General features: G+C 63.7%; 10 protein-coding genes. 8 read left to right on the top strand and 2 right to left on the bottom strand.

Annotation, left to right across the window (positions count from 1 at the left end):
* The 8 genes from ACWIVK_RS05220 to ACWIVK_RS05185 form a co-directional block, all read left to right on the top strand.
* Positions 1-783, top strand: a 783-nt coding sequence (locus ACWIVK_RS05220; protein WP_448575524.1) for a complex I subunit 1/NuoH family protein, incomplete at its 5' end; no start/stop codon positions are given.
* A gap of 22 nt (positions 784-805) precedes the next feature.
* Positions 806-1531 (top strand): NADH-quinone oxidoreductase subunit J family protein, encoded by a 726-nt coding sequence (locus tag ACWIVK_RS05215; protein WP_448575523.1) that lies wholly within the window; start codon positions 806-808, stop codon positions 1529-1531.
* A complete protein-coding gene (gene nuoK / locus ACWIVK_RS05210) occupies positions 1528-1836 on the top strand; it encodes an NADH-quinone oxidoreductase subunit NuoK (RefSeq protein WP_448575522.1) in 309 nt (102 codons plus the stop codon). The genes ACWIVK_RS05215 and nuoK overlap by 4 nt, the downstream gene beginning before the upstream one ends.
* Before the next feature lie 12 nt (positions 1837-1848).
* Complete coding sequence (nuoL, locus tag ACWIVK_RS05205; protein ID WP_448575521.1) at positions 1849-3750, top strand: NADH-quinone oxidoreductase subunit L; 1902 nt, start codon at positions 1849-1851, stop codon at positions 3748-3750.
* A gap of 21 nt (positions 3751-3771) precedes the next feature.
* The gene (locus ACWIVK_RS05200) at positions 3772-5346 is read left to right on the top strand and encodes a complex I subunit 4 family protein (protein ID WP_448575520.1); all 1575 of its coding nucleotides are present in this window, start codon (positions 3772-3774) and stop codon (positions 5344-5346) included.
* 14 nt (positions 5347-5360) lie between these two features.
* On the top strand, positions 5361-6848 hold the full coding sequence (locus ACWIVK_RS05195) for an NADH-quinone oxidoreductase subunit N (protein WP_448575519.1): 1488 nt from the start codon (positions 5361-5363) through the stop codon (positions 6846-6848).
* A gap of 25 nt (positions 6849-6873) precedes the next feature.
* Positions 6874-7803 (top strand): GNAT family N-acetyltransferase, encoded by a 930-nt coding sequence (locus tag ACWIVK_RS05190; RefSeq protein WP_448575518.1) that lies wholly within the window; start codon positions 6874-6876, stop codon positions 7801-7803.
* Between the two features lie 41 nt (positions 7804-7844).
* A complete protein-coding gene (locus tag ACWIVK_RS05185; RefSeq protein ID WP_448575517.1) occupies positions 7845-9038 on the top strand; it encodes a class I SAM-dependent rRNA methyltransferase in 1194 nt (397 codons plus the stop codon).
* Positions 9039-9069: 31 nt separating this feature from the next.
* Here the strand turns inward: ACWIVK_RS05185 and ACWIVK_RS05180 are convergent, their stop codons facing one another.
* Positions 9070-10272, bottom strand: a complete 1203-nt coding sequence (locus ACWIVK_RS05180) for an aminotransferase-like domain-containing protein (protein WP_448575516.1) — start codon at positions 10270-10272, stop codon at positions 9070-9072.
* On the bottom strand, positions 10269-11024 hold the full coding sequence (gene alaXM / locus ACWIVK_RS05175; RefSeq protein ID WP_448575515.1) for an alanyl-tRNA editing protein AlaXM: 756 nt from the start codon (positions 11022-11024) through the stop codon (positions 10269-10271). The genes ACWIVK_RS05180 and alaXM overlap by 4 nt, the downstream gene beginning before the upstream one ends.
* Positions 11025-11057: the final 33 nt, after the last annotated feature.

The following is an 11057-nucleotide window of genomic DNA, read 5'->3' as shown; positions in this document are numbered from 1 at the left end:
CCGCTCCTCTCCTTCGCGCTCGCGCCGCTCGGTGCGGCGGTCATCCCGTTCGGTGACACACTGCGGCTTTTCGGAATCGAGATTCCCTTGCTGGTCGCCGACATCAATGTCGCTGTCCTCTACGTGCTGGCGCTCGGCTCGGTGGGGGTCTATGGGATCATTCTCGGTGGGTACGCCTCCGGGAACCGGTACTCGTTGCTCGGCGCACTCCGCTCGACAGCCCAGGTGATCAGCTATGAACTGGTGCTGGGACTCTCGCTCGTCGGAGTTTTCATCTTCTCCGGCTCACTGAGTTTGCAAGAAATTCTGCGCGAGCAACAGCGCATGCTCGTGCTCGGTCCGCTCACGCTGCCGAACTGGTACATCCTGTCGCAACCGCTGGCCTTCGCCTTGTTCCTGATCGCGGCGGTCGCTGAGACCAACCGGGCCCCCTTCGACCTGCCGGAGGCGGAGACGGAGCTCGTGGCTGGTTACATCACCGAATACTCTGGTTTCCGCTTCTCGTTCTACTTCTTGGCAGAATACATCAACATGATCGTCGTCTCGCTCCTCGCGGCCACGCTCTTTTTGGGTGGGATCGATGGGCCTTTCGCTGATGGGGTGTGGTGGCTGGCGCTCAAGGCGCTCTTCTTCCTGTTCTTCTACGTTTGGCTGCGCGCCACGCTGCCGCGCTTCCGCTACGACCAACTGATGGGACTAGCCTGGAAGGTGCTCTTGCCGCTGGCGCTCCTCAATATCGGACTGACCGGTTTGGTGCGTCTGTGGGGCATCGGCGCGCTCTGAAACAGGAGAGGGAACGTTTTCGATGTCGCTCGAGGTCGCAGTGTTCTCCTTGCTCGCGGTGGTGAGCGTTCTCGGCGCGCTCGGGGTGGTGCTCGCCCGGAACCCGGTCCACAGTGCGATCGGGTTGGTGCTCTCTTTCCTCAACGTGGCTGCGATCTATCTCGTCGCACGCGCCGAGTTCCTGGCTGTCGTGCAAGTCATCGTCTACGCCGGAGCGGTCATCGTGCTCGTCGTCTTCGTCACCATGCTGGTGCATCCGGACGATCTCCCGGAGTTCCACGGACGTCGCCCGCTCCGCCTCGCGACCGGTCTGGTGCTCGGTGCGGCATTATTGGCCGAAGTCGCCGCAGCCGTCCTGGCACGGGGTGTGCGCGGGGCACCGGGACCGTGGACGGATGAAGCGGTGGCTGCGGTCGGGGGCAATACGCGCGCGCTCGGTCAGGTCCTGTACGTCGATTACATGCTGGGGATTCAGCTCACGGCTTTGCTGCTTCTGGCCGCGACGATCGCAGCGATCGCGTTGGCTCGTCCCGAAGCGATCGGTGAGCGGATAGCCGCAGCGCGCCGGGTTCTCACCATCTCGCTGGCGCATCCGCGTGGTCTCGACCAACCGGAACTCCCGTTGGCGTTGCCTGGAGCTCAGGACGGTCGGGTCAAATCGGCCGGGGGAGGTCGAGCGATCGTTTTGGCTCGCTCGGCAGACGAGTTCACCGAGCAACCGGCCTGGGGCGAATGGAGGGCGCGATGAGCGAGCTCTCGGCGACGCACTACCTCCTCCTGAGCGCTGCGCTCTTCATCATCGGCATGGTCGGAGTCCTGACGCGACGCAACGTGCTCGTCATCTTCATGTGCATCGAGTTGATGCTCAACGCAGTCAACGTGAGCCTGATCGGCTTCGCGTGGGAGCTCCACCAGCTCACCGGCCAGGTCTTCGCCTTGTTCGTCATCGCGATCGCTGCTGCCGAGGCGGTCGTGGGTCTCGGCATCGTCATGGCGCTCACGCGCCGGACCGATACGGTCGACATCGACGAACTCCGCCAGCTCCGCGAGTGAAGGGGAGGAATGATGGAGCGAACAGTCGGCTGGCTGGTCATCATCCCTCTCGCACCGCTGCTGGCTGCCCTCGTCAACTTTCTCGTTGGTCGCTGGTGGATTCGCCAGCGAGCGCATTGGCTGGCGGTTCCCGCCGTCGGCCTGTCCTTTCTCGTGAGTCTCGTCGCGGCAGTCGAGGTGCTCGGACAGCACCACGTGCTGCGCCAGCCGCTCTACACCTGGATCGCCGCCGGTGACTTCCGTGTCCCGGTCGAGTTGGTCATCGACGAGCTGACCGCCGTGATGCTCCTCGTGGTGACGGGGATCAGCTTCCTCGTCCACGTCTACTCGATCGGGTACATGGCGCACGATCCGGGCTATTACCGCTTCTTCGCTTGGCTACCGCTGTTCGTGTTCTCGATGGTGATGCTGGTTTTGGCCAACAACTTTCTCGTCCTGTTCGTCTTTTGGGAAGCCGTCGGACTCTGCTCGTACCTTCTCATCGGCTTCTGGTTCCGGCGTCGGTCGGCGGCCGATGCAGCGAAGAAGGCCTTCATCGTCAACCGGATCGGTGACTTCGGGTTCGCGCTCGGCATCATGCTGATCTTTACCAGCCTCGGGACGCTCGAGTACCACGCGGTCTTCCGGGCTCTCCCCGAGCTCTCGACCGGTACGGTCACGGCGATCGCACTGCTCCTCTTCACGGGGGCGATCGGGAAATCGGCCCAGCTCCCGCTCTTCGTCTGGCTTCCCGATGCCATGGAGGGGCCGACCCCAGTCTCAGCGCTCATCCATGCCGCGACCATGGTGACGGCTGGTATCTTCATGGTCGCCCGCGCACACCCGATCTTCTTGGCCTCACCGCTCGCGATGGGAGTGGTCGCGACCATCGGTGGGCTCACGGCCTTCGTCGCGGCGACGATCGCAACGACCCAATTCGATATCAAGCGCGTCATCGCCTATTCGACGGTCAGCCAACTCGGCTATATGGCGATGGCTCTGGGAGTCGGCGCCTGGATTCCCGCCATCTTCCACTTGTTCACGCATGCCTTCTTCAAGGCGCTCTTGTTTCTGGGTTCGGGTGCCGTGATGCATGCGATGCATGACGAGCTCGACATGCGGCGCATGGGCGGACTCAAGCGCTGGATGCCGCTCACGTACTGGACGTTCCTGATCGGCGCGGCCGCCAATGCAGGGATCGTGCCGCTCGCTGGCTTCTGGAGCAAGGACGAGATCCTGGTCGGTGCCTGGGTCGCTGGAGTGCCACTCTTGTCTATCCTCGGCTTGGTCGCTGCCTTCTTCACCGCGCTCTACATGTTCCGCGCGGTCTTCCTCACCTTCCACGGGAAGCCGCGCTTCGATCCCCATGAGATCCATCCGCATGATCCGCCGAAGACGATGGCGCTGCCGCTCCTGATCCTCGCGGTCGGTGCCGTCCTAGCCGGATTCGTCGGGGTGCCCCCCGAGAATGGGTGGATCCACCATGCGCTCGAGCCGGTCTTCGAGGGAGCAAAGCATCACGAAGTATCGCTTGCGCTCACGCTCGGTATCGCCGGCGCTTCGACGTTCGTCGCACTCGCCGGTCTCTGGCTCGCGTCTGCTGCCTACGTGCGGGCAGCGATCGATCCAGCTGCGGTCGCGGCGCGACTGGGCCCGCTCTACCGGTTGGCTGCGAACGGCTGGTACTTCGATCTCGTCTACCAGCGAGCCATCGTCCGCCCGCTCGACGCGTTCGCGACTTGGCTGTGGCGGAACGTCGACAGCGCGATCATCGACGGTGCGGTGAATGGAGTTGCCCGGACAGTCGCTGCCACAGCCCAGCTCTGGCGACGGCTCCAGACGGGGTTGGTCGCCAACTACGCTCTCGCCATCGCCTTGGGGACGGTCCTGCTCGTCGGGATCTATCTCGCATTCGGGAGCACCCTGTTCCGGTGAGCGCGCAGGGAGGAACGATCGATGGACAATCTTCCGCTCCTGAGTCTCGTTACCTATAGTCCGCTCGTTGGGGCAGCGATCCTCTTTTTCTGGGGCGGCGCATCCCCGCGTGTGGCACGCTGGATCGCCCTCCTCGCGAGTTCCGTCTCCTTCGTCTTGTCCGTCGTCATGCTGGTCGCTTTCGATCCCCGAGAGCCCTCTCTGCAGTTCACCGAGACGTTCGAATGGCTGCCGGAACTGGGAATCGCCTACCGCCTGGGGGTCGACGGCATCAGCGCGCCCCTGGTCGGGTTGACGACACTGCTGACCGTGATCGCGGTTCTCGCCTCTTGGGATCCCATCCGGCACCGCGTGCGCGAGTACTACATCACCCTCCTGCTCCTCGCGACCGGCATGCTCGGGGTCTTCGTGAGCCTCGACCTGTTTCTCTTCTATGTCTTTTGGGAAATCGTCCTCATCCCGATGGCGCTCATCATCGGTGTCTGGGGGAGCGCCAATCGGGTGTATGCGGCGGTGAAATTCTTTCTCTACACGCTCGCTGGGAGCTTGTTGATGCTGGTCGGGATCGTCGCGCTGTACCAGGAGTATTTTCGCCAGACCGGCATCCGCACCCTGGACGTCGTGCAGCTGGCGCAGGGGCAGTACAGCGAGACGTTTCAGTTCTGGACTTTCCTGGCCTTTTTCCTCGCTTTTGCCATCAAGGTCCCGATGTGGCCCTTCCACACCTGGTTACCAGACGCACATGTCGAGGCGCCGACTGCTGGCTCGGTGATTCTCGCTGGTGTGTTGCTCAAGATGGGGGGCTATGGCTTTCTCCGTTTCAATCTACCTCTCTTCCCCGATGCGACACGACTGTGGGCTCCGTCGATCGTCGTGCTTTCGGTCATCGCCATCCTGTATGGTGCGCTGATGGCACTCGTCCAACAAGACTTCAAGAAACTGGTGGCGTATTCCTCGGTGAGCCACATGGGATTCGTCACCTTGGGGATCTTCGCGCTCAACCAACCCGGACTCAGTGGTGCGATGGTGGTGATGCTGAGTCACGGTTTCGTCACCAGCGCGCTCTTCCTCATCGTCGGTGTCCTCTACGAGCGAGCGCATACGCGTGACCTCGCCGCGTTCGGTGGGCTGGCGCGCAACATGCCGGTCTTCGCTGCCTTCTTCGGCCTCTTCTCGCTGGCGTCGCTCGGTCTTCCCGGACTGAGCGGATTCGTCGGCGAGTTCCTGGCGCTGCTCGGTGGATTCCGTGCCTATCGTTGGGCCGGAGTCTTGGGAACAGCGGTCGTCATCCTGGCCGCTTGGTACATGCTCCGGGTTTATCAGCGGGTCGCGCTCGTGCGTGCACCCGGTGAGCCGCCTGATCCCGACGATCCGGAACGTCGGCTCGCGCTCGCGCCTGGCCTACCACCGATCGCTGGCGGGAGCGATGGTCCTCATGCCTATCCCGATCCGCGGACGTTCCCAGACCTCACCTGGCGCGAAGCAGTGACGCTCCTGCCGCTCGCGCTGTTGACGATCTGGGTCGGCGTCTACCCGCTCCCACTGCTCGAGGTGCTCGAGCCAGCCCTGGCGGCTCTCGTCGCGCATGGGACCTAAAGGGGAGGTCACCGATGTCGCTCCGCTTGGCTGCTCCCGATTGGTCGCTCCTCGTCCCGCCCCTCATCGTCGTGGGCACGATCGTCCTGTTGCTGATCGTAGACGCTGTGCTGCGGCGTCCGCCGGCTCGCCTGCTGCTCGCGCTCGCCTTCGCTGGGCAAGTGCTGGCGCTCGCCTCTCTCTGGACCATCGACTGGGCGCAGGGCGCAACGACCTTCGGACAGAGCTACCGCGCTGACTGGTTCGCGTTGGCGGTCGCGCTCGTGGCGCTCATCGCTGGTGCGCTCTCGGTGCTCGTCTCGGCCGGGTACACCGAGTCGGGACTCGATCCCGAGGGAATCGGGCAGGCCGAATATCTTTCCTTGTTGCTCTTCTCGGTTCTCGGCACCATGCTGGTGGGCGCTGCCGGGGACTTCATCGTGCTCCTCCTCGGCTTGGAAATGAGCGCTGTGGCGGTCTATGCCCTCACGGCGTTCGCTCGTCGGCGCGTGACCAGTGTCGAAGGTGCGCTCAAATACTTCCTCCTCGGTGCGTTCGCCAGTGCCATCCTGCTTTACGGTATGGCCTGGGTGTACGGCTCGACCGGCAGCATCGTGCTCCGCGACGTCGCCGAGACGCTGCGGACTGTCGTCATGCCTGGACAGCCGCTGGATCCCGCTTTGCTCCTGGCGCTCCTGCTCCTCGCTGTCGGCCTGGGGTTCAAGATCGCAGCCGTCCCGTTCCATATGTGGACACCGGATGCCTACCAAGGTGCTCCGACGCCTGTCTCCGCCTACATGTCGGTGGTTCCCAAACTAGCCGGCTTTGCCGCGGTCGCACGGGTGCTCGTCCAGGGTCTGCAACCGCTCAGTGAGCAGTGGACGGGGCTCCTGGGTATTCTCGCTGCGATCACGATGATCTATGGGAACGTCGTCGCGATCGCCCAGCGTGACTTGAAGCGGATGCTCGGCTACTCGGCGATCGGTCATACCGGCTACATGCTGGCGGGCCTCGCTGCCTTCACGACCGGTCAGGCGGGGGATCGGAGTGTCGGCAGTGTCCTTTTCTACCTCTTCGCCTACACCTTCATGAACATCGGAGCCTTTGGAGTCATCGCCTGGTTACAGGAGCGTGGTCTCGGCACGACGCTCGACGATATCGCCGGTTTGGCCGGGCGGGCGCCGCTGGCTGCTCTCACGATGGCCATTTTCATGCTCTCCTTGATGGGTATGCCGCCCCTCCTCGGTTTCTACGCCAAGTACTACGTCATTCTCGCATTGATCGAGGCCGGTCAGCTTTGGTTGGCGGTGGCGATCGTGGTCATGAGCGCGGTGTCCGCTTTCTTTTACTTGCGCGTGGTGACCAGGATGTATTTCGAGGAGCCAGCCGGAGTGTGGCAACCGGCACGGACGCCCGTTTTAGGTTTGGGACTCGCGCTCACGACGCTCGCCACGCTCGTTCTCGGCTTGGTCTCCGGCCCGATCCTCGATCTCGTGCAACGTTGGCCTGCGGCACTCGCCTGACGAGATCCTGCCGAACACGACGCGCATGAACTGGACGCTCGAACCCTACGATGTGACGCAGGCTGCTGCGGTGGCCGCTCTTTGGAATCAGGAGTTCGGCCGCCAGCTGCCACTGTCACCCGCGTTGCTCGCTCTCCGCTGGCAGCCGGCTGACCGCGAGCTGACAGTGGCGCGGATCGCCCGATGGAGGGACCGGGTACTCGGGGCGCTCCTGGTCCGCTTCCCGACGAGCCCGTGGTACCCCCTTGGAACGGCTTTCGTCACCCTGCTCGTCGTCGATCGCGCGATGCGTCGTCGCGGCATCGGTCGCGCGCTCCTCGACGACGCCACGGCGATCGCCCGGAGCCACGGTTATCGTTCCCTCGTCTTCGGTGGGGGGCCAGGGCATCTGGTTCCGGGGATTCCGGCCGATGCTCCCCTGGAGACCTGGCGGTTCCTCCGGCGTGTGGGGGCACTCCCTCGCGAGATTTTCCACGATCTTCTCGTCGATCTCGCTCTTCCCTTACCAGCGGTATCCCCGCAAGCTGGCCTCCGTCTCGAACCTGCACCGCGCGAAGCGATGCTCGCTTTTCTGGCTCAGGAATTTCCCGGCGAGTGGGAGTCGGATGTCAGCGATGCCTATGATGCTGGTGCCACTGTCCTCGGCCTCTACCATGCTGAGACGCTCGTCGGTTTCGCAGCCATCCACTCGCCGGGGCAGTGGCCGCCACCACCGAGCCTCTTTTGGGCAGAGAGCTTGCCCGGTGCAGTAGCCGGCTTGGGTCCTCTCGGTATCGCGCAAGCCTATCGGCGTCGAGGGTGGGGACTGACACTGGTGATCGGCGCGTTGGAACGGCTGCGAGCGACCGGTGCTCGTTGGACGATCATCGATTGGACTGACCTCGCACCGTTCTACGGCCGAGCCGGAGCGCATCTCTGGCGGACCTATCAAGTCGCTGAGCTCGCGTTGACCTGAATCGCTCACAGTTTTGCCTCGGATCGGAACAGGATACGATCATGGCGACGCCGAAGGTCTTTCTTCAGCCTGGTCACGACAAGCCGGTCCGCCGTCATCATCCCTGGATCTTTTCCGGAGCAGTGGCGCGCATCGGTGGACAGCCTGACGATGGCGATATCGTCGAGGTCTACAGCAGCGAGGGCGAGTGGCTGGCGCGCGGTTACCTCAATCGGCGTTCCCAAATCGTCGTGCGTCTGCTGACGTGGGAGCGGGAAGAGGCGATCGACGAAGCCTTCTGGCACCAACGAATCGATCGTGCCGTCCGGGCCCGCGCCTCGCTCGGGCTCGAGAGCGTGACCGATGCCTATCGTCTCGTCTTCGCCGAGAGCGACTGGATTCCAGGGCTCATCGTGGATCGCTATGCCGAGTTTCTCGTCCTGCAGTGCTTGACGCTCGGCATCGAGCGTCGCAAGGAACTCCTCGTTCGCCTTCTCGCTGAGCGGTGCCGACCCGCTGGGATCTTCGAACGGAGCGACCGCGACATGCGGGAGAAGGAAGGCCTGGCTCCCGCGGAGGGCGTGCGCTGGGGGGACGAACCTCCGGACCGTCTCGTCATCCACGAGTACGGTCACCGATTCCGCGTCGATGTCCGGCACGGGCACAAGACCGGGTTCTACCTGGACCAGCGCGAGAATCGACGGCGGACCGCCGCGTATCTGGCCGGTCGCCGCGTGCTCAATGCTTTCTCCTACACTGGGGCCTTTGCGGTGTGGGCGCTGGCTGCGGGTGCTCGACACGTCGTCAATCTCGATTCGGCTGCCGATGTTTTGAGCGAAGCAGCCGTCAATCTCACCCTCAACGGCTTTCCAGACTCGTCGTTCGAGTGCGTGGAGGGCGATGCCTTTCGCGTCTTGCGAGCGTTCCGCTCGAGTGGTCGCCGCTTCGATGCGGTGATCCTCGATCCACCGAAGTTCGCTTTTTCCCAGGCGCATCTCCAGCGAGCGACGCGCGGGTACAAGGACATCAACCTGCAGGCGCTCCATCTCCTCGAGCCTGGCGGGATCTTGGCGACCTTCTCCTGCTCCGGCTTGGTTTCGGCCGATCTCTTTCAGAAAATCGTCTTCGCTGCTGCTGAGGATGCCGGGCGAGAGGTCCAGATTCTGGAGCGGCTGGCCCAGCCACCCGATCATCCCATTCGGCTCTCCTTTCCCGAAGGGGAGTACTTGAAAGGGCTGATCTGTCGCGTCTGGTAGCGGGCGGAGCGGCTCGGGCCCGCGAGCAGCCTCAGCGTCCGCTCACCTCGACGATCGCCTCCCGGAGGACGCGCCCCAACCGCTCTGCGCCAGTCAGGAGCTCCTCGCGGGAGAGCGTGGTGAAGCCCAAGCGAAGGCTCGGGCTCGGTCGATGATCAGGGTAGAACTCCGATCCGGGCACGAAGGTCACCCCAGCAGCAGCGCAACGCGGCAGCAGACTGGCACTCTCTGTCACGCTGCGTAGGGTGATCCAGAGGAAGAATCCACCACTCGGCAACGACCACGCTGCGCGTTCCCCGAGTTCGCGCTCGAGCGCTTCGGCCAGCAGCTGGCAACGCTCCGCATAGATCCGACGCGCTCGAGCCAGATGTTCCTCGTACCAGGGGCTCGTGATGACGGCCGTGATCGCTCGCTGGAGCAAGCGGTCCGACTGGATATCGGCTGCTTCTTTGGCGTCGATCAAGAGCTTCATCAGGTGCACTGGCGCGACCAGCCAGCCCACACGCAAGCCAGGAGCCAGCGTCTTGGAAAAACTCCCCAGCGAGAGCACCTCGTCCCAGAAGGCGCGCAACGGAGGCGGTGGCGGTGTTTCGTACCACAGATCGCCGTATGGGTCATCCTCGACGATCGGGACACCATGCTGCGCGGCCAACTCCACGACCGCGCGGCGCCGCTCGAGCGTCATCGTGACACCGGTTGGATTCTGAAACGTCGGCACGGTATAGAAGAGTTTGGGACGCGGTGAGCGGGCCAGGGCCGCTGCCAATTCGTCGAGGACCACGCCTTCCTCGTCCAGGGGAATCGCCTCGATCCGAACGCGATACGGCTCAAAGACCTGCAGGGCACCGAAATACGTCGGTCCCTCTACGAGGACCCGATCCCCCGGTTCGAGCAACGCACGCGCGACCAGATCGATCGCTTGCTGCGCACCCTGTGTGATCAAGATGGTATCGGGATCCACCGTCGCTCCTCGCTGTGCCATTCGTGCAGCGATGGCTTCGCGCAATGCCCGGTGGCCCTCGGTCTCTCCGTACCAGAGTCCGGTCGGTTCCGTTCGCCAGGCTCGGGCGAGCGCTTCGCCGAGTGGCTCGGCCGGCAAACACTCGAGCGGAGGTGCCCCGCCAGTGAAATGGATGACATCGGGTGGTGTGGGGAGCGACGAGAAATCCGTCCGGATGCAAGGGCGGAACGCTCTAGCCCGCTCGGCCAATATGGTCGACCAATCGATCCTCACGATCCCTCCGTCCGCTCGTTCTCGGCCCGATCGACGAGGGCGATCTCGATCCGTTTGTTGCTGCGTCCCTTCGAGCGGGTGCCGATGACGCGAATACCGCCGATTTCCCGCGTATTGCGGACATGCGTTCCACCATCTGCCTGGAGATCGAGTCCGCTGATCTCGACGACGCGGATCGACTGGATGCTCGGCGGGAGCAAATTGACCTTGGTTCGGATCAAGTCCGGTATCCGCTCCGCCTCAGCACGCGGAATCGTCCACCAGCGGACAGGGAGTCCACGGGCGATCACCTCGTTGGCCAGTTGTTCGATGCGTGCGACTCGTTCCGGGGCCAGATCCTCGAGTTCGAAGTCCATCCGCGCTTTGTCCACATCCAGGTTCGCACCGGTGACCAGAGCACCGAACTCGCGGAAGACCACTGCGGAAAGAACATGCAAGGCGGTGTGAAAGCGCATCAGCCGGTAGCGTCGCTCCCAATCCAACAGACCCCGCACGGACGTGCCTACCGGAGGTGGTTCACGATCGAGGAGATGCACGATCTCGTCCGCAGTCGCCCCGCGTCGCAGCGAGACCACTCGCCACGACCGACCATCGGCGCTCACCAGCTCACCGGTATCGTGCGGTTGTCCACCACCACCTGGGTAGAACGCGGTGCGATCGAGGATGACACCCTGATCCGGCGTCACCGCGAGGACAGCCGCCGTGAACTCGCGGACATAGCTGTCGTTCGCGTACAAAAGCTCCGTCGGCATCCCGACCGGCCTCCCTGCCGCGATGATAGGGTC

Source organism: Thermomicrobium sp., assembly GCF_053493975.1.
The sequence above is the reverse complement of the archived record's forward strand: the minus strand, read 5'-3'. Positions and strand labels throughout refer to the sequence as shown.

Coding starts and splice junctions, on each gene's coding strand:
- alaXM (WP_448575515.1), bottom strand. CDS start 11,024: ATGCCGACGGAGCTTTTGTACGCGAACGACAGCTATGTCCGCGAGTTC.
- ACWIVK_RS05215 (WP_448575523.1), top strand. CDS start 806: ATGTCGCTCGAGGTCGCAGTGTTCTCCTTGCTCGCGGTGGTGAGCGTT.
- nuoL (WP_448575521.1), top strand. CDS start 1,849: ATGGAGCGAACAGTCGGCTGGCTGGTCATCATCCCTCTCGCACCGCTG.
- ACWIVK_RS05195 (WP_448575519.1), top strand. CDS start 5,361: ATGTCGCTCCGCTTGGCTGCTCCCGATTGGTCGCTCCTCGTCCCGCCC.
- ACWIVK_RS05190 (WP_448575518.1), top strand. CDS start 6,874: ATGAACTGGACGCTCGAACCCTACGATGTGACGCAGGCTGCTGCGGTG.
- ACWIVK_RS05185 (WP_448575517.1), top strand. CDS start 7,845: ATGGCGACGCCGAAGGTCTTTCTTCAGCCTGGTCACGACAAGCCGGTC.
- nuoK (WP_448575522.1), top strand. CDS start 1,528: ATGAGCGAGCTCTCGGCGACGCACTACCTCCTCCTGAGCGCTGCGCTC.
- ACWIVK_RS05200 (WP_448575520.1), top strand. CDS start 3,772: ATGGACAATCTTCCGCTCCTGAGTCTCGTTACCTATAGTCCGCTCGTT.